Below are 18,045 nucleotides of genomic sequence, written 5' to 3' on the forward strand. Positions count from 1 at the left end.
CTAAGCCTTCGTGCCGAAATCTGCGTGGTTTGGGTTCTCCCAAATTACGGTGCCACCCATGCCCAAGCCGATGCACATGGTGGTGATTCCGTACCTGACCGAATGATCTTCTTCGAATTGGCGAGCCAACTGGGTCATCAGTCGCACCCCGGAGGAGGCCAATGGGTGACCGACGGCGATCGCGCCACCATAACGGTTGACTCGCTCATCGTTCTGGTCAATACCGTAGAAGTCGAGGAAGGAGAGCACCTGCACGGCGAAGGCCTCGTTGATTTCAAACAATCCGATATCTGAAATCTTCAGTCCGGCCTTGGCCAATGCTTTTTCAGTGGCGGGGACCGGTCCGTAGCCCATCACATCGGGGGAGACCCCGGCGAAGGCAAAGGAGACCATGCGCATTTTTGGGGTTAATCCAAGCTCACGTACGGCCGCCCCGCTAGCGAGCATCGCTGCGGTGGCACCGTCGTTGAGGCCCGCAGCATTACCCGCGGTGACTCGGCCGTGGGCGCGAAAAGGGGTGCGCAAATCGGCGAGGGATTCCATGGTGGTATTTGGCCGTGGTGGTTCGTCGACGGTGTTGACCGCCCACCCTTCACCAGGTCGTTGCGCGGCAACCTGCACCAGATCCGGCTGGATCTGGTTGTGCTCGTAGGCCTTGGCTAGCTTCTGCTGAGAGGCGACCGCGTAGCTGTCTGCGCGTTCCTTGGTGATTGCGGGGAACCGGTCATGTAAGTTTTCGGCGGTATTGCCCATGTTTAGTGCTTGCGGGTCCACGATCTTTTCGCTCAGAAAGCGTGGGTTTGGATCTGCCCCAGCACCCATAGGGTGATTGCCCATATGCTCGACGCCACCGGCGATCACTACGTCGTAGGAGCCGAAGGCGATGCCGCCAGCTAGCGAGGTAACCGCGGTCATAGCGCCGGCGCACATGCGGTCGATGGCGAATCCGGGTACCGACTCTGGAATCCCCGAGAGCAATCCAACGGTGCGCCCAATGGTTAGGCCTTGGTCACCGGTCTGCGTCGTGGCAGCCATGGCGATTTCATCAATTTTCTCGGCCGGAACTTCGGGGTTGCGGCTCAGCAGGCCACGAACGGCTTTGACCGCAAGGTCATCGGCGCGTGTTCCGTGATAGATGCCCTTCTCGCCTGCTCGTCCGAATGGGGTGCGTACCCCATCGACGAAAACGACATCGCGGTCCTCTAGTGAGGTGTGCGCGGGTGCGGACACGGAAGTAGTGTTGACGCTCACCGTCGGGCTCCTTGGGATAGGTTTAGGCTGCCCAGAGATCAGGGGCAGTGGTCAGTATCACAGTGACCTAAACCATACGTTACTCATGAGTAACTTGAAGTGCAAGTGCTGACCGAGTGTCTCAGCAATTTCCCGAAGATCTGCGGTGATTTAGTCGCGCAATGCGTCGGCAAGTTTTGCGCTTAAGAGCTCTCGCTGCCAAGGCCTGGCGCCAAGTTCTTCCAAGGCGCTATCTACGGTTCCAACGCTCAAACTCGCTGGCGGATTCCAGCACAGGGCACGCAGGAATTTCGGAGTCAGTAGGTTTTCTCCGGGAATGTTCCAGTGCTCGCTAATCTCTGCGAGGACTTCGCGCGCCGCGGTGAGCCGCAGGGCTGCCTGCGGATTCTTCTCGCCCCAGATGCGGGCGTTGGGTAGGTCCTGTACTCCGGAACGTAATTCTGGAAGCTCGGGGTTATTTCTTCCGCGTTGCATCGCGTCCAGCCAGCGTGGAGCATCTCGTTTTGCGCTACGCCCGTGGAAACCTGGAATCTGAAGCAGTGTAGGAACACTGTTTGGTCGGTGGTTGACTGCTGCCATGATGGCAGAATCTGGCAGCAAGCGTCCGGGGGCCACGTCGCGGCTTTCTGCGAGAGACTCCCGGGACTGCCAAAGTTCACGAGCTACCGAGAGGTTGCGGCGGTTTTTGATTTTATGGATACCAGAGAGCTTGCGCCAAGCTTCGGGTGGGGCCACTGGATCTGGAAGATGGCGTACGTACTCAAATTCTTGGGCAGCAAATTCTAGCTTGCCCTGTTCTTCAAGAAGTTTGGAGATCTCTTCGCGCAGCTCGAACAGGACTTCCACGTCCAATGCCGCATAGTTCAGCCAGGATTCTGGCAATGGGCGGGTAGCCCAATCCACTGCTGAATGTTCTTTAGCAAGCTGTAGCCCCAATAGCTCACCGACCATCGTTCCCAGTGCGACCCGGGGGAAACCTGCTAAACGGCCAGCAAGTTCGGTATCAAATAATCCGGTCGGGGCTAAACCCTCATCGTGTAAGCACGGCAAATCCTGGGTAGCAGCATGCAAGATCCATGGCAATTCATTCATGAAGTCGACCAGTGGATCAAGCGACTCGATGGCTTCGGGATCAATGAGCCAGGTGCTGGCGCCTTCGCGACGTATTTGGATGAGGAAGGCGCGGCGTCCATAACGAAATCCGCTGGAGCGTTCGGTATCAACTGCGAGATCTCCGGTGCCAGCGCGTAGCGCGCGAATCGCCCGATTCAGTGCCGCAGGGGTGTTGATGACTTCCGGGATACCGTCTCGTGGAGCGGTCAGTGGAGTCAAGGTTTGCTGGTCTGCGGCTGGATCTGAAGTAGTCATGGTCCTTCTATTCTAGGACCGATGACCCAAAGTGTTAGCTCATCCGATGGTGTGGCAGTTGTTGGACACCTTCGGGTAGCGGTGGCATGCCCGCAAAGGTACACACCATATCGGCCCAGGCGCTCAGATGTGAGCCGAGCGCCTCACCATCCTCTGGAGTCCACGAGGCGCGCAATTCGATGTCGATATGGTCGTGTTCGCCCTGTAGCTCACCGAAGGATTCGGAGATGACCCGTGTGGCGGTGCCACCGGCGGAATGATGTGCGGCCTGACGCTCAGCCAATGCCTCTTCCAACCAGCTCCAAGCTACGGATGCCAACATCGAGTCCTGGCCCATCTCATGATCTAACCGGGCGCGAATGTAGGTGACGACGCGGAATTTTCCGCCCCATAATTCTTGGCCAGCAGGATCAAATAGCAGGATAAAACGCCCCGTGGCTAAGGGAGTTCCCGGTAACAAAAATGGGGTACGTGAAAATTCCTGACCATGTTGTCCGTGACTAGGCAACGAATTTTCCAGCACATCACCGCTCAGCGCCAAGGCGAAGGGTGCCAGCCGGGCGGGTGCAGGAATCTCGGTAATCTTTAGTTCTTTGCGAACATCTGCGCGCGAGAGCTCGCCCAGCGCCTCAGAAAAGGCGGTGGGAATTCGCGAAGCAGCAGGTTCATTGGACACAATCTGAGTCTAAAACGCGCCGTACCGCTGGTGCGGTACGGCGCGCCGAATTAGCCTAAGCTGCGCGGTGTGCGGCCATCAATTCACGCAGTTTTGCGGTAAATGCGCGCACGTCCTCCTCGGTGGTGTCAAAGGAGCACATCCAGCGAACGTGGCCCGCTGCGCGGTCCCAGTCATAGAAGCGGAAGAGTTCACGCAACTGGTCGGAGACCTCGGTAGGCAACTGTGCAAAAACACCATTGGCTTGTGCCGGGTAGACCAGCTGAACTCCGTCGATCTCGGTGACCGCAGCGGCCAACTGTGCAGCCATCGCGTTAGAGTGACCGGCAAGCTCGCGCCACAGTCCGGTTCCGTAGAGCTCAAGCAACTGTGCGGAGATGAAACGCATCTTGCTGCCCAGCTGCATATTCATCTTGCGCAGGTATTTCAAATCCTGAGCTAATGCAGGATCTAGCGTCAGAATTCCCTCGCCGAGCAGCAAGCCATTTTTGGTGCCGCCCAAAGAGACAATATCAACGCCAACATCCGTGGTCAGCTCGCGTAGTTCCACGCCAAGCGCGGCCGCCGCATTGGACAGGCGCGAGCCGTCCAAATGAACCTTCATACCCAGTTTGTGGGCGTGGTCGGTAATCGCGCGAATCTCCGCCGGAGTGTAGAGCGTCCCCAACTCCGTACCCTGGGTAATGGACACGGCCAAAGGTTGGGCACGATGCTCATCGCCCCAGCCCCAGGCTTCCTGGTCGATCAGTTCCGGGGTCAGCTTGCCATCAGCCGAGTTCACTTGCAGAAGTTTAAAGCCACCGATGCGTTCGGGAGCACCATTTTCATCCACGTTGATGTGCGCAGTATTCGCACAAATCACCGCTCCCCAGCGAGGAAGCAATGACTGCAACGCGGTCACATTGGCACCGGTTCCGTTAAACACCGGAAAAATCGCGGCGTTCTCGCCAAATAGTTTCTGCGCCATCTGATCCAGAGCCGCGGTGTAGTCGTCATCACCGTAGGCGCTTTGATGTCCGCCGTTTGCGCGAGTGATCGCCTCGAGGATGCGTGGGTGCACGCCGGAGTAATTATCGGAAGCGAATCCGCGCACCGCAGGGTCGTGGCTAATGGTCATAGGTATTGAGTCCTTTTGATGGTGGTACGTAGGTGGTGGTGTGCTCACTTAAAAACGCTACACCACCACCGTTGTATCCTGCTTAGGCGGTAGCCAATGGCAGGCGTTGGCCGTTGACTTCCGCTGGGTCCGTGCTCAGTAGTTCAACGGCTGCCGTGGCCAGAATCGACACGGGAGTGTGGCCAGTTGGCGCCTCAGTAGCCGACTTGTCGCTCAATGCTTTGACAACCCAACTGAGCGCTGCTGCCTGCGGAGCCTGCTTGCTGAAAAGTCTTGCAATGGCGTTTACCCAGTGCTCGGCTGCGGCCTTAACCGCACCATAATTGGCGTTGGAAGGAGTCGGATTCGTGACCGCCTGCGCGCTAACAATTGCTAGGCGACCGGCGTTTGAAGCTACCAGATCATCAACGAACACCCGGGTCGTATTACGCAACGTAGTCATCACGCTGGTATGGAGAAAATCCCAGTCAGCGTCGGACTGCCCGGTGATTGACTTACCGCCGCGCCAACCGCCCACCAGATGCAATAACACGTCGATTTTTCCATGCTCCGCGTGTATGTGCTGCCCGAGGTCGGTTACCGCCTGCAGATCCGTGAGATCACAGACGTAGCGTGAGCTGACAAACCCGAGGCGCTCTTCCAAACGTTCGGCATTACTGCCGACCGCCAAAACGCGCGCCCCGGCATCGGAAAGTTCGCGGGCCACTGCGACTCCTGCAGCCGAGGTAGCCCCGGCGATGAGTACCAGTGGGTTATTTTCTACTTTGCTCATAAAACCGATCCTAGATGCTTGTTGCGCCGGTCATGCCACGAGTCGAGTCGATCACCGCGGCCATCTTCTTGTTGAGCGCTTCGTAGAACATCGACAGTGGGAACTCATCGTCCATGACCTGGTCGGTGATTTCGCGTAGCGGGGCAGTGAGTGGCAGCGCGTCAGGGCCCTTAGCCCACACAGAGGCGGGGTTCGGGGTCACCGTGGAAGAGACCAATTCATAGGCGGCCAGCCAGTGCGCAAGCTTCGGGCGGTCGATCGATTTCCAGTACAGTTCATCGATCGCATCCCCCAAGGCCGCAACGATTTCTGGTACCTGATCCCAATCGATGCTCAACTTGGTGTCGGTCCAGTGTAAAACATGGTGCTGGTGCATCCAGGCGAACAATAGCTGGCCACCGAGTCCGTCGTAGTTACGCACTCGCGATCCGGTGATGGCAAAACGGAAGATCCGGTCGAAGATCACCGCGTACTGCACAAGCTTGGCGGTCTTAGCGGCCTGAGGGTCACTTTTCGGATCACTGGCGATCTTCATGGATTCGCGGAAAGCGGTCAGGTCGCAACGCAACTCTTCGAGCGAGTAGAGGAAGAATGGCATGCGCTGTTTGATCATGAATGGGTCAAATGGCAGGTCCCCGCGCATGTGGGTGCGATCGTGGATCAGATCCCACATGATAAAGGTTTCTTCGGTTAGCTGCTGGTCGCTCAGGAGTTCTGCAGCGTCTTCAGGTAGCTGCAGGTTGGTGATCGCGGCGGCTTCCTTGAGCACCTTGCGAAAACGTGCGGCCTCGCGGTCCTGGAAGATGGCACCCCAAGTAAATGACGGGGTTTCGCGAATGGCTACGGACTCCGGAAAGAGCACCGCGGAGTTGGTGTCGTATCCAGCGGTGAAGTCCAAGAAACGCAGTGGTACGAACAGCGCGTTAGTGTAGCTGTTGGCTTCGAGCTCGGAGATAAAGTCAGGCCACATGACCTGCACCAGTACCGCTTCGAGATAGCGGTTGGTCGAGCCATTCTGCGTGTACATCGGGAAGAGCACCAGGTGTAGCAATCCGTCTTCACGCTGGGTTTGCGGCTGGAATTGAAGCAGCGCATCCAAAAAGTCAGGGACCCCGAAGTCGGCGCTTTCCCACTTGTTGAGGTCTGCGATGAGCGCGCGGAGGTAGGCCTCATCATGCGCGAAGTATGGCAGGAGTTCTTCCAGTGCGGCCACGATGCGGGCGATTAGTTCGCGCGCTTCGCCGTGAGTTGCCGGGTCGGCGAGCGAGCCGTCCTTGGACTGCAGGCTCTGGAATTGCGTGGCAGAGGCCTTCAAGGTCAGCCATGCATCATGGGAAGCGAGCTGGTCCGCGGTGGCGCGTGGGGAGTGCTGGAGCTGAGTCATCGTGGGGCACCTCTTGAGATTCTTTGGTCGGTTCGTTGCTTAGCTATCACGCTACGCCCAAAGAACAGCATTAGTAATGCTCGATCAGCTATGAATAAGCATCTCTAATGCTAAGAGTGAGGTGCACCCCACGACGGTCAGAGGCTTTAGCCCTGTGTTTCGCGCAAGGTCAAGCTCAGCGAGTTCATGCAGTACCGCAGATCGGTGGGCGTTTTAAAACCCTCACCCTCAAAGACGTGACCCATATGCGAATCACAGTTCGCACAGCGCACCTCGACACGTTTCATGCCCATCGTCTCGTCGGTAATGTAACGCACCCGATCCTCCGCTAGCGGTGCGTAAAACGAGGGCCAACCGCAGCTCGCGTCAAACTTTGTGTCACTAGCAAACAACTCCGCGCCACATGCCCGACAGGAGTACACCCCCTGTGTGGTGGTGTCCCAATATTCACCGGTAAAAGGACGTTCCGTGCCTGCCTGGCGCAGGACGTTAAACTCCTGCGGAGAGAGAACTTGCTGCCAGTCGATTTCTGTCTTCTTTGAATCTTCGCTCATGTAAGGCATAACGATTTGCACGGCGAGATGATTCCCGAGCGTTCATTTGAGAGTATGGGCACATGGCTCGAAACATCGTCGACACCCTAGAACCGCGCAAAACCCTGCCCGCCACGCTATTGGGCGTCTCCCTAGGACTTGCCGCGGGCTCGGTATTTGCTGCCAGCGTCTCGGCGTTGGCCGGATATTTTGCCCGTCGTATGGTCACCCCGGAGGAACGACGTACGGGCAACGCGCTCATTCGCGCCATCGTCACCGACGATGAAGGGCAAATCTGGTTGCATTTCACCCGCGACGCAGACACCGCCGATCCTGGCGTCTGCATGCTCATCGCCGAGGATGAAGCCTGCGTGGCCCGGCTATCGGCGCCGCGCCCGGTAGTCGACAAACCCCGGCTGGTAGCCCGCAAACTTGAACAGATTTATCGCGGAAGCCTGGATGGAGTGCGCCGCGGATATCTTTCCGGGGCCATCTACGAACACCCTAAAGATGCGGGATTTGACGCCCAAGACATCACCCTTGACCTGAGTGTGGGACCCGGACCGGCCTGGCTGATTCCAGGCACTACCGCGCCCAATCTCTGGGTGATCGGGGTGCACGGACGCGGTGCCAAACGTACCGAATCTATCCGCGCGCTACCGGTGCTCACCGAACTGGGAGCCACCGTGGTGCTGATGAGTTACCGCAATGACGGACTTGCCCCCAACGCCATCGACGGGCGTTACGGACTGGGGGATACCGAATGGCAGGATGTGGAAACGGCAGTGCGCTACGCTCGGGATCACGGGGCCACACAGATTGTGCTCTTGGGCTGGTCCATGGGTGGGGCGATAGCCCTGCAAACCGCGGATCGCTCGGCTCTGGCTGCCGAAATAGATTCGCTGATGCTCGTGGGACCGGTGATCAACTGGGTTGATGTCATCTCGCACCAGGCAAGACTGAATAAAATTCCGCAAACTGTGGGGCGTTTTGCGGGGTGGCTGCTGACAAATAGGGCAGGGCGTTGGGCCACCGGGCTTGCCGCACCGGTAAATCTTAAAAGGCTCAACTGGGTGGACCGGGCCGCCGAGTTACAGCATCCGACCTTACTTATGCACAGTAAAGATGACCAGTTTGTGCCCTACGGTCCGAGCCTGAAACTTGCTGCCCTACGCCCAGACCTGGTCACCCTACGAGTCTTTTCCGGTGCCGGACATACCCGAGAACCAAATAGCGACCCGCAGGGTTTTGCCGCCGCGATCCGCGAGTTCCTCACCCAACGGATGGAAACTCAGCGGTAGCTGGCGATCGGAGCCACCAGTGCGTTCAATATTTTTACCGCATCGTCGGCGGCTATTTGTAGGCTGAACCCGCGCCGTCCACCGGAAATAAAAATGGTCTCGAACTGCATTGCACTGGCATCGAGCACGGCCGGGGATATTTGACGCTGGCCAAAGGGCGAGATCCCGCCCAGCACATAACCGCTGCGCCGTTGCGCGGCGTCCTTGTCTGCCATCTGCGCCTTTTTCGCACCCAAAACCGCGGCCACGGATTTCAGGTCCAACGTCGAATCCACCGGGACAATCGCCACAGCCAAATCTTCACTGGCCCGCGCACCGGTGGACACCATCAGCGTCTTAAACACCCGCGCAGCCTCAACGCCCAATTGCGCAGCGGCTTCCGCGCCGTAACTTTGCGCCGAATCACTATGCGTATAACTATGCGCAACATAAGTAATGCCGGCCGCTTCCAAGGCGGCGGTTGCCGGAGTGGAAGCGGCCTTTGATTTTTTCGCCACGAACTATTTTCGTTTCATTTCTCTGCCCACCGCTATGCGGTGGCTAGCTGTTCGGTGACCTGACGCTTAATCCGGCCAAGCATCGCGCTCATTCCACGCATCCGCAGCGGGGATAACGCACGGGACAGGCCCAAGCGTGCAGGCATGTCCTCAGGAACCGCTAAAATTTCCTCGGCTGAAGACCCGTCAAGGCCGGCGGCGAGCACCGAGGCAAAGCCGCGAGTAGTCGGCGCCTCCGGGGGAGCAGAGAAGAACAAGCGCACCACTTGATCCGCGCCCACCTCGACGATCAAAAACAACGGCGATTGGCACTCCACTACCTGTTCCAAAAGTTCTGGATGCTCGGCTAAATGCGGCGGCAACTCGGGTAACTCGCGGGAGTAATCCAACAACAGTTCCAGTCTGTCGGCTTCCGGAACCTCACTGAATTCCTCGACGATTTCTGCCAGCGCCGGGTTTAGCGCGCTCATGCGCGGGCTCCACGCTTAACAGGAAGTTCGCCGTTGGCCTCGCCGCGCACGATAGGCACACCCACCGCATTGCCCCACTCGGTCCATGAACCGTCATAGTTACGTACGGATTCGAAACCCAACAGGTGCTTGAGCACAAACCAGGTGTGGCTGGAACGCTCGCCAATACGGCAATAGGCCACCACATCGTCGCCCGGCTTCAACCCGGCTTCTTCGAAGTAGATCGCTTCCAACTCGGCGCGTGACTTAAACGTGCCATCGGCTGCGGCAGCCTTACCCCACGGCACCGAGGCGGCGGTCGGAATATGCCCGCCGCGCATTGCTCCCTCTTCGGGGTAATTTGGCATGTGGGTTCGTTCACCGGTGTATTCCTCAAGCGAACGTACGTCGATGAGTGGGTTGCCCAGGTGTTCGAGCACCTGTGGCAGGTAGGCGCGGATCACGCTGTCGTCGCGTTCGATCACCGGGTATTCGGTGGCGGTGACCGCAGGCTTTTCGGTGGAAGTCTCTCGCCCCTCGGCGATCCACTTGTCACGTCCGCCATCAAGCAAACGCACATCTTCGTGGCCAAAGAGGGTGAATACCCACAGTGCATAGGCAGCCCACCAGTTGGACTTGTCCCCATAAATCACCACGGTCGAGTCACGGCTAATGCCCTTGGAAGCCATCAGTTCGGCAAAGGCCGCACCCTCCACATAATCGCGGGTGACCTCATCGTTCAGCTCGGTGAACCAGTCGATCTTCAGCGCGCCGGGAATGTGCCCGGTGGAGTAGAGCAAAATGTCTTCGTTGGATTCGAGCACGACCAGGTTCTTGGCGCCCAGATTTGTTGCCAACCAGTCGGTGGATACCAGACGTTCGGGGTGGGCATACTGCGCGTAGTTTGGGTTGTTCTCCAGCGGTAATGACATGCGTGATCACATTCCTTGTCTTGCGGTTTTTATCCGCTGGCGCGCGGGCGCCAGCCACATTCTCACCTTCTAGCCTAGTACCGAAGTGCAAACAATCGTGTGGGGTGCGACATTCTTCTCCATCTTCGAGCCTTAGCCAAGGTAAACTGGCCGATGGGCCGCAGGTAGTAGACCCAATTCATCACCCGCACGTCGAACTGAAGGACACCACCGAACGTATGGCCAAGATCATTCACCTGACACAGACCACACCGAACCTCTCGGTCGATGAACTGTTGGCCGGCTTCCACCCGTCCTACCGTTTTGGTGAGGTGTCCTTTAACACCTACCGTCCCGACCCTAACCAGCCTTCTCAGGCCGAAGCGGTCAGCAAGCTAAGCAACTTCGCGCAAACAGTGGGTAAAAACAACGGTGGCGGGCTGTTCTCCAAGCTCTTCGGTAAAAAAACCACTGCCAAAAACGGTATGTACCTTGACGGCGGATTTGGTGTGGGCAAAACCCACCTGCTCGCCTCGCTATGGCACGCTAGCCCAGGGCCCAAAGCCTTCGGCACCTTTGTGGAATACACCAACCTGGTCGGTGCACTGTCTTTCCGTCGCACCGTAGAGGTACTCAGCGAATACAAACTGGTCTGCATCGACGAGTTTGAGCTCGACGATCCGGGGGACACCGTGCTGATGTCTCGGCTGATGCGCGAGCTCTCCGACGCCGGAGTGAAACTGGCTGCGACCTCCAATACGCTTCCGGGCGCCCTCGGTGAGGGCCGTTTCGCCGCGGTGGATTTCCAACGTGAAATCAAAACCCTCTCAGAACAGTTTGACGTGCACCGCGTAGACGGTGTCGACTTCCGCCACCGTGGCCTGCCCGATGCACCGCAGCCGTTGGATGATTCGGCCATCGAGGACTTCGCCACCGAACGTTACCCAGAGGCAACTCTGGCGGTGGATGACTTCGCCGAACTCGTGGCTCACCTGCATAAGGTCCACCCATCGCGCTACCGCCAGCTGCTGTCGGAAACAGATGCACTGGTCTTACACAACGTGGACACCATCACCGATCAGTCGATCGCCTTGCGCTTTGTGGTCCTAGCTGACCGGTTATATGACAAAGATGTGCCGATCGTTGCCTCCGGCAAGCCATTTAGCGAGTTGTTCACCGCAGAGATGATGGCCGGCGGTTACCAGAAGAAGTATTATCGCGCAGTCTCGCGTTTGACCGCTCTTGCCCGCGAGGGGCAGGTCGGCGAGCCCGCACTCTAAGCACCGCTTAGTTTTATGAGTTTTCCTACTTCATCGTCGAGCGCCACGCTCGACGATGAAGTGCGTTAACAGCCCTGCCAGCAGCGCCCAGAACGCACCGCCAATCCCCAGTAGTGTGACATTACCGGCGGCTACCAGCACCGTCACCAACGCACTCAAACGCCATTGCACATCGTGCATCGAACCAAGTAATGACTGCGTGAGGGTGGCTAGCAGAGCCAAACCTGCCGCTGCCTGAAACAACCCTGCCGGCGATGCGCTGGCCACCGAAACAATCAGCGCACTAAACGCCGCGAAGAAAATATAGAAGCCTCCAGAGCTTACCGCCGCGCGCCAGCGCTTAGCCGGATCCGCTCCCGCTTCGGGCCCGGAGGCCAAGGCCGCGGTAATCGCCGCCAAGTTGATTGCATGCCCACCAAAAAACGCGCTCACACCAGTTCCAACACCGGTGAGCAACATCGACGAACGCCACGGCACGGTGTACCCGAAGGATTTGGCCACCGCCACCCCGGGGATATTTTGCGAAGCCATGGTCACGATAACTAGCGGCACGCTAATGCTCATAATCGCGGCCCAAGAAAATTCCGGAGTTACCCATTGAAGGCTCGGAAGTATCTCCAATTTTGACCACGCATTAGTCCCGGCAATATGCCACAGACCAAAGCCCACCGCCGCCAGCATGCAAAGGACCACCGCAAATTTTGGCAAAAACCTGAGTCCGAGCAGAAACACCAACAGGATGCCTAAGGCTGGAACCGGAATCGTACCTAGCGCGGTGAACGGTTTCAGGCATAGCGGAAGCAATACGCCCGCGAGCATTCCCTGAGCGATCGGCACCGGAATATGAGTCAGTAATCGCTGTAAAAAGGGGAGTAGCCCGGTCGCCATGATCAGCACCCCGCCCACGATGAATGCGCCGACCGCCTGCTCGAAGCTAAACGCGCCAGGAGCCAGCGCCGCGAGCATGGCAGCGCCAGGCGTAGACCAAGAAATAGTTAACGGTATGCGGTGTCGTAATGACAGCACGATGCTACACAGCCCCACGCCTAGGGAGAGGATCAGCAATCCGGAGGCGGCCTGACTCTCGGTCGCACCGACCTGGAATAGCCCTGCAAGCACCACGGCAAAGGATGCAATGAATCCAACCATGGTGGTCACTAGGCCAGCGATGATCGCTTGGGCCAAGCCATTGACGTGAGTATCTGTGCGTTCGGTCATAGGGACATTCTGTCAGGTCAAGCGCAAGATGAAGCTATTGATTGTTAAAGCAAGAAAGGTACCGACAACATGTCGGTACCTTTCCAGGATGCTTGGTCAAGGCCGAAGCACGAACAATAGGGGATTAGCCCTCGTTGTTCTGTCCTTCGTTTTGCTCAGCGTTGCCGCCAAGTCCACCAAGGAAGTCGTTAGCACCCTGCTGGGCACCGTCGACCTGTCCTTCGAACTTGCCGCCGGTCTTCTCGTCGACAAAATTGCCAACGTTCTCAATACCTTCTGAGACCTGATCCGGGTTCTGCTTTGCGAATTCCTCTGCCTTGCCACGCAGATCATCAAATCCTGCCATGCTGCACCTCCATTCGACTGTGGGAACCCTTTTAGCTCCACAATTGGTATCCACCCTAAAACGAATTCCGTCTGCATGGAAGAGTCTGGGAATTCCCGGGCGTGTTGGTGCTGTGACCTTAAACAAAAAAGGGAATCACTTGGAGTGATTCCCTTTTTCATTTTTGGAGCGGTCAACGAGGTTCGAACTCGCGACCTCAACCTTGGCAAGGTTGCGCTCTACCAGCTGAGCTATGACCGCATGAATACTAGTTCTCACTAATATTCAGTGCGCGATACTGGGATCGAACCAGTGACCTCTTCCGTGTCAGGGAAGCGCGCTACCGCTGCGCCAATCGCGCCGAAGGATTCCGAAGAATCTCGACAGAAAACAAAGTAAACTCTGATTTCTCAGAGCGGACAACGAGGTTCGAACTCGCGACCTCAACCTTGGCAAGGTTGCGCTCTACCAGCTGAGCTATGTCCGCATTTGTGAATCTTGATCCGAAAATCAAAAATCCGTGCGCGATACTGGGATCGAACCAGTGACCTCTTCCGTGTCAGGGAAGCGCGCTACCGCTGCGCCAATCGCGCAAAAAGAATAACTAACCTCTTTGCGAGGTGGGGACGGGATTCGAACCCGCGTAAACGGCTTTGCAGGCCGCTGCCTCGCCTCTCGGCCACCCCACCATACTCGGCCGAAGCCGAGCTGACTAATTTTACTTAGTCGATGTTTCTTTCTGCGAGCGGACAACGAGGTTCGAACTCGCGACCTCAACCTTGGCAAGGTTGCGCTCTACCAGCTGAGCTATGTCCGCAAAAAGTGCTTGTTTTCGCGCCGTTTCCGTTCGCTCCAACGAGTAAAAACTCTATACGAGTTTCCGCAGGCTTCCAAATCGAGAGCGTGAGATCTGGTTCACAAAGCCCAAAACCCGCGGAACTACGCGGAATATTCATGAATCTCGTTCGGACTAGGAGCAAAGCGTCCACAGGCCATGTCATGATCGTGTGCATGACGTCACCAAAACTTGCTATTCAAACCGAATTGGGTCGAATGTACAGCCGTCAAGTGGGAGGGGAAGCGACCGTCCCCTCGATCACCACGGTCATCGGTATGGACAAAATGGACCTCTCCGGGTGGGCTGGCTATCTGGCAGCCAAGACCCTGTCTGAAGATCAACGTTTGTCCGAGGCGTTGTCGCAACCGAGCAAAATGCGGTCCTTAGTGCGTGATTCTGCCGCGGCCGCCGAACGCTTTCGGGACTCGGCGGCAGCCCGCGGGGATCGGGTTCACAACTACGCCGAACATTACGCGCTGCGTGCCTTAGGAGAACCCGAGCAACTTCATAAGGCGCACGCCGAGCTGGAAGCCAATAATGAACTGGGCTTTGCCACACACTTTGAAAAGTGGTGGGAACAGTATCAGGTGCAACCACTAGCCACCGAGGTGACGGTGTGGAATCACAGTGTTGGCTACGCGGGAACCATTGACCTGGTCGCCCGCATAGGCGGCAAGGTGTGCCTAGTGGACTACAAAACCAAGGCCATGGATCGCGAGGGGTTCGTGAAAACCCCGGATGACAAAGTCATCATGCAGCTCGCGGCGGCCGCCAAAGCCGAAGAGCAGGTGCTCGACGCAGAAGCCGGCATCTGGCAGGACTGGCCGCATGGCACAGATTCGATGCTGCTGGCAGTCGCGCTAGGGGAGGGCGGGAGTCGAACTTTTATGGCGCCGGTTCAAGCGCTGCCAGATTACTGGTCAAAGTTTTACGCACTGCGCCGCAACTGGGACGCGCAGTTCAAGATTGCCCAAGCGCGTGCCTCACTGGTGGAAATCACGCCGCCGCCTCAGGACCAGTCGCCTGCGGCACCGTAGACTGGTGTAGTTAGTGTCGGCACGCCCGGCACTGACACTTCGCACAGCACTACTAAGGGAGCCACACGTACTATGGCGATTTTGGGAATTCGGATCATCGGTGATCCCGTTCTACGCACACCAGCGCAGGAGGTGACCGAGTTTGGGCCGGAAATCCAGAAGCTGGTCGACGATATGGATCAAACCATGGAAAACGTTGACGGTGCGGGCTTGGCGGCCCCTCAGGTAGGCGTGTCACTGCGCGTTTTTACGTACCAAATTGGGGCCGAACGTGGCCACATCATCAACCCGGTACTCGAACTGAGCGAAGACTTCCAGACGGACGAGAACGAAGGTTGCCTGTCCATTCCCGGGATCTCCGCCCCAGTTGCCCGCCGGCGCCACGTGGTCGCTACCGGCTTCGACAAGTTCGGAAAAGCGGTTCGTATCGAGGGTGAAGGTATGCTTTCTCGCTGTGTGCAGCATGAAACCGATCACCTCGACGGGGTGCTGTTCTTGGATCGGCTGGCCCCGGATGAGAAGAAAGCCGCTTGGCGCACGCTACGTGCCAGCAACTATGAACAAATGACTACCGCGACGATGGCACAGCGCGCAGGATTCCTCGGATCCAGCTTCGGCGCAGGACTGGGGAACTAACTATGCGCATCCTTTTTGCTGGAACCCCGCAGGTCGCGGTCACCTCACTGAACTATCTAAATGACGCGGGTTTTGAGATTGCCGCGGTACTCACCCGCCCGGATGCCCCGCTGGGACGCAAGCGCGTAATGACTCCCTCGCCGGTGGCCGCGCGCGCCGCGGAACTCGGGCTGGAAACCATCAAGTCGAACAAAATTGATGCCGAGGTGACGGCCCAATTAGCGGCGCTGAACCTCGACGCGGCAGCCATTGTCGCCTTCGGCGGGTTAGTCCCACAAGCCGCGCTGGGCGTTCCTACCCACGGCTGGATCAATCTGCACTTTTCCCTCTTGCCGCAATGGCGTGGCGCCGCACCGGTGCAGCACTCGATCATTCACGGTGATGACATCACCGGAGCGGTCACCTTCCAGTTGGAAGCTGGGTTAGATACCGGTCCAGTCTTCGGGCAGGTCACCGAACGTATTGGCGAGCTAGATACCGCTGGAATCATGCTGGAAAAACTCAGCGAATCCGGCTCAATGTTATTGGTACAAACCCTGCAGGCAATCGATTCGGGCCAGGCGCGAGCAATCGCCCAAAGCGGGTCGCACACCTACGCACCAAAAATTCTCGATGGCGACGCGCAACTAGATTTCACCCGCACCGCCACCGAAATCCGCCGCCGCGCCCACGGCACAAGCCCCTTCCCGGGTCCTTGGGCCACCGCCGAGGGGTCCAGATATAAGTTTGGGCCGCTCAGTGAACGCCGCGAACGCACCGATTTGGCACCGGGCGTTGTACATATTGAGCCGGGCAAGCACCCCCAAGTCTTTATCGGCACCGCCACCTGGGCGTTGGAACTTTCAACTATCCAGCCTCCAGGTAAAAAAATGATGAACGCCTCCGACTGGGCTCGCGGAATCTTGACCCAGGGAACGAAAGTGAGCTTCGCATGAGCGAACACGATCCACATAACGAACCTCGACGCAACGAAGCCGGGCGTACCCGCAACCGCGGGCAGGGGGACCGCCCCCGCCAGTACAGCCAGTCAGCCCCCGGGCAGCGTAAACGTGCCGCCGATCCGGCTCGACTAGTCGCTTTTAAGGTGCTGCGCGAGGTTTCCGGCAAGGACGCCTACGCCAACCTGGTCTTGCCCAAGATGATTCGCGAACATCAACTTGAAAAGCGCGACGCAGGTTTTGCCACCGAGCTGGCTTATGGTGCACTGCGCTCACAGGGTTTCTACGACGCGATCCTCTCCACCTTGGTTGACCGGCCCTTGTCCGAGCTTGATCCGGCGATTCTTGACGCACTGCGTTTGGGTGCCCACCAGTTGCTGGTGATGCGCGTGCCAAAGCATGCGGCGTTGGATGAAACCGTTTCCTTGGCACGCGCGCAGATTGGCGCCGGACCCTCGGGACTGATCAACGCGGTCTTGCGCAAGGTCAGCCTGCAGGAGCCCGAACAGTGGGTCGCGCAGCTGACCGCGGCTACCACCAGCGAGTCGGAAAAACTATCCATCGAGCACTCGCACCCGGACTGGATCGTGCGTGCACTGCGTGGCGCATTGATCGCGCACGGCCGCGAGGCCACCGAACTTCCTGCGTTGCTTGAAGCGGACAACCTCGCCCCGGTAGTCAACTTGGTCGCCCTGCCAGGTCTAGGCACCGTGGACGCGGCGCTGGAAGCAGGCGCGGAGCCGGGCACCCTAGTGGTCGATTCGGCCACCTATAAGCATGGTGATGTGGCCCGCGTGCCTGGTGTGCGTGAGGGAACCATCCGTGTGCAGGATGCCGGCAGTCAACTGGTAGCCCGCGCGCTGGCCAACATTGAGTTGCCGGTGCCAGGCGAAGACACCTATTGGCTCGATCTTTGCGCAGGTCCCGGCGGCAAGGCGGCATTACTCGGCGCACTAGCGGTTCAGCGCGACGCCCGACTGACCGCAAATGAACCTACCGAACACCGTGCCCGACTGGTTGAACAGTCCATGTCAGCGGTGCCCGGCGACTTCTGGATGGTCACCACCAAGGACGGCCGCGACTTCGGCACCGAAGAATTTGCCGGGGACTATGACCGCATCATGGTCGACGCGCCCTGCTCCGGACTCGGCTCGCTACGCCGCCGACCAGAATCTCGCTGGCGCAAACAACCACGTGATATCCCGGAGCTGACCAGCTTGCAGGGTGAACTACTGGCCGCCGCGTTCAGCGCGGTGCGCGTGGGCGGGGTCATCGGTTTTGTCACCTGCTCGCCACATATGGCAGAAACGCGTCTGGTGGTCGAAGATTTCCTCAAGTCCCACCCGAACGCCACACTGCTAGATACCGGGGCCGCGATCAACGCCGTAGCCCTGGAAGGTTTCCCAGCCAGCGGACACGAACTTGCCGGTGGTAGCACCGCGCAGCTGTGGCCGCATGTGCACGGAACCGATGCCATGTTCATGGCGATCATTACCAAAACCGCCTAGTTCGCG

General features: G+C 58.2%; 18 protein-coding genes and 6 tRNA genes. 6 read left to right on the top strand and 18 right to left on the bottom strand.

What is annotated here, in order from left to right:
- The 7 genes from CQ011_RS00390 to msrB all read right to left on the bottom strand — a co-directional run bounded on the left by CQ011_RS00390 (position 1) and on the right by msrB (position 7,122).
- Positions 1 to 1,251, bottom strand: a complete 1,251-nt coding sequence (locus CQ011_RS00390; RefSeq protein ID WP_286161032.1) for a thiolase family protein — start codon at positions 1,249 to 1,251, stop codon at positions 1 to 3.
- A gap of 150 nt (positions 1,252 to 1,401) precedes the next feature.
- A complete protein-coding gene (locus tag CQ011_RS00395; RefSeq protein ID WP_105673620.1) occupies positions 1,402 to 2,619 on the bottom strand; it encodes a ribonuclease D in 1,218 nt (405 codons plus the stop codon).
- 34 nt (positions 2,620 to 2,653) lie between these two features.
- Positions 2,654 to 3,295, bottom strand: coding sequence for a DUF3000 domain-containing protein (locus tag CQ011_RS00400; RefSeq protein ID WP_105673622.1), 642 nt, complete (start codon positions 3,293 to 3,295; stop codon positions 2,654 to 2,656).
- Between the two features lie 55 nt (positions 3,296 to 3,350).
- Positions 3,351 to 4,412, bottom strand: a complete 1,062-nt coding sequence (locus CQ011_RS00405; protein ID WP_105673624.1) for a threonine aldolase family protein — start codon at positions 4,410 to 4,412, stop codon at positions 3,351 to 3,353.
- Positions 4,413 to 4,494: 82 nt separating this feature from the next.
- Complete coding sequence (locus CQ011_RS00410) at positions 4,495 to 5,184, bottom strand: SDR family NAD(P)-dependent oxidoreductase (RefSeq protein ID WP_105673626.1); 690 nt, start codon at positions 5,182 to 5,184, stop codon at positions 4,495 to 4,497.
- A 10-nt stretch (positions 5,185 to 5,194) separates the two neighbouring features.
- Positions 5,195 to 6,568: a DUF6421 family protein gene (locus tag CQ011_RS00415; protein WP_105673627.1), complete on the bottom strand. Its 1,374-nt coding sequence runs from the start codon at positions 6,566 to 6,568 to the stop codon at positions 5,195 to 5,197.
- Between the two features lie 146 nt (positions 6,569 to 6,714).
- Positions 6,715 to 7,122, bottom strand: coding sequence for a peptide-methionine (R)-S-oxide reductase MsrB (msrB, locus tag CQ011_RS00420; RefSeq protein ID WP_105674936.1), 408 nt, complete (start codon positions 7,120 to 7,122; stop codon positions 6,715 to 6,717).
- Positions 7,123 to 7,184: 62 nt separating this feature from the next.
- Between msrB and CQ011_RS00425 the strand changes: the two genes are divergently transcribed.
- Positions 7,185 to 8,402: an alpha/beta hydrolase gene (locus CQ011_RS00425; protein WP_105673629.1), complete on the top strand. Its 1,218-nt coding sequence runs from the start codon at positions 7,185 to 7,187 to the stop codon at positions 8,400 to 8,402.
- Here the strand turns inward: CQ011_RS00425 and ybaK are convergent.
- From ybaK to CQ011_RS00440, 3 genes are read right to left on the bottom strand one after another with little or no spacing between them, the layout of a single operon-like run.
- Positions 8,393 to 8,899, bottom strand: a complete 507-nt coding sequence (gene ybaK / locus CQ011_RS00430; RefSeq protein ID WP_105673631.1) for a Cys-tRNA(Pro) deacylase — start codon at positions 8,897 to 8,899, stop codon at positions 8,393 to 8,395. The genes CQ011_RS00425 and ybaK overlap by 10 nt on opposite strands.
- Before the next feature lie 32 nt (positions 8,900 to 8,931).
- Positions 8,932 to 9,369, bottom strand: a complete 438-nt coding sequence (locus CQ011_RS00435; RefSeq protein ID WP_105673633.1) for a SufE family protein — start codon at positions 9,367 to 9,369, stop codon at positions 8,932 to 8,934.
- Entirely contained in the window at positions 9,366 to 10,280 is a 915-nt protein-coding gene (locus CQ011_RS00440; protein WP_105673635.1) for a sulfurtransferase, read from the bottom strand. Before CQ011_RS00440 ends, CQ011_RS00435 begins: the two co-directional genes overlap by 4 nt.
- 218 nt (positions 10,281 to 10,498) lie before the next feature.
- Here CQ011_RS00440 and zapE point away from each other — a divergent pair, with 218 nt between their 5' ends.
- On the top strand, positions 10,499 to 11,539 hold the full coding sequence (gene zapE / locus CQ011_RS00445; protein ID WP_105673637.1) for a cell division protein ZapE: 1,041 nt from the start codon (positions 10,499 to 10,501) through the stop codon (positions 11,537 to 11,539).
- Between the two features lie 30 nt (positions 11,540 to 11,569).
- Here zapE and CQ011_RS00450 read toward each other — a convergent pair whose 3' ends face one another.
- The 8 genes from CQ011_RS00450 to CQ011_RS00485 all read right to left on the bottom strand — a co-directional run bounded on the left by CQ011_RS00450 (position 11,570) and on the right by CQ011_RS00485 (position 13,899).
- Positions 11,570 to 12,757, bottom strand: a complete 1,188-nt coding sequence (locus tag CQ011_RS00450) for a benzoate/H(+) symporter BenE family transporter (protein ID WP_105673639.1) — start codon at positions 12,755 to 12,757, stop codon at positions 11,570 to 11,572.
- A 124-nt stretch (positions 12,758 to 12,881) separates the two neighbouring features.
- Complete coding sequence (locus CQ011_RS00455) at positions 12,882 to 13,103, bottom strand: antitoxin (protein WP_105673641.1); 222 nt, start codon at positions 13,101 to 13,103, stop codon at positions 12,882 to 12,884.
- A 164-nt stretch (positions 13,104 to 13,267) separates the two neighbouring features.
- Positions 13,268 to 13,343 (bottom strand) — tRNA-Gly (locus tag CQ011_RS00460).
- Positions 13,344 to 13,371: 28 nt separating this feature from the next.
- Positions 13,372 to 13,443, bottom strand: a tRNA-Val gene (locus tag CQ011_RS00465).
- Between the two features lie 53 nt (positions 13,444 to 13,496).
- Positions 13,497 to 13,569: transfer RNA gene (locus CQ011_RS00470), tRNA-Gly, on the bottom strand.
- A gap of 34 nt (positions 13,570 to 13,603) precedes the next feature.
- A tRNA-Val gene (locus CQ011_RS00475) sits at positions 13,604 to 13,675 on the bottom strand.
- A 25-nt stretch (positions 13,676 to 13,700) separates the two neighbouring features.
- A tRNA-Cys gene (locus CQ011_RS00480) sits at positions 13,701 to 13,771 on the bottom strand.
- Positions 13,772 to 13,826: 55 nt separating this feature from the next.
- Positions 13,827 to 13,899 (bottom strand) — tRNA-Gly (locus tag CQ011_RS00485).
- Positions 13,900 to 14,093: 194 nt separating this feature from the next.
- Between CQ011_RS00485 and CQ011_RS00490 the strand changes: the two genes are divergently transcribed.
- The 4 genes from CQ011_RS00490 (at position 14,094) to CQ011_RS00505 (ending at position 18,039) form a co-directional block, all read left to right on the top strand.
- Positions 14,094 to 14,957: a cytochrome gene (locus tag CQ011_RS00490; protein WP_146112534.1), complete on the top strand. Its 864-nt coding sequence runs from the start codon at positions 14,094 to 14,096 to the stop codon at positions 14,955 to 14,957.
- A gap of 72 nt (positions 14,958 to 15,029) precedes the next feature.
- Complete coding sequence (gene def / locus CQ011_RS00495) at positions 15,030 to 15,593, top strand: peptide deformylase (RefSeq protein ID WP_105673644.1); 564 nt, start codon at positions 15,030 to 15,032, stop codon at positions 15,591 to 15,593.
- A gap of 2 nt (positions 15,594 to 15,595) precedes the next feature.
- Positions 15,596 to 16,528 carry a methionyl-tRNA formyltransferase gene (gene fmt / locus CQ011_RS00500; RefSeq protein WP_105673646.1) on the top strand — a complete coding sequence of 311 codons (933 nt, stop codon included), beginning with the start codon at positions 15,596 to 15,598 and terminating at the stop codon, positions 16,526 to 16,528.
- Complete coding sequence (locus tag CQ011_RS00505) at positions 16,525 to 18,039, top strand: RsmB/NOP family class I SAM-dependent RNA methyltransferase (RefSeq protein WP_105673648.1); 1,515 nt, start codon at positions 16,525 to 16,527, stop codon at positions 18,037 to 18,039. The genes fmt and CQ011_RS00505 overlap by 4 nt, the downstream gene beginning before the upstream one ends.
- The last annotated feature ends 6 nt before the right edge of the window (positions 18,040 to 18,045 follow it).

It is taken from the genome of Arthrobacter sp. MYb213 (genome assembly GCF_002979915.1).
Taxonomy (GTDB): Bacteria; Actinomycetota; Actinomycetes; order Actinomycetales; family Micrococcaceae; genus Glutamicibacter.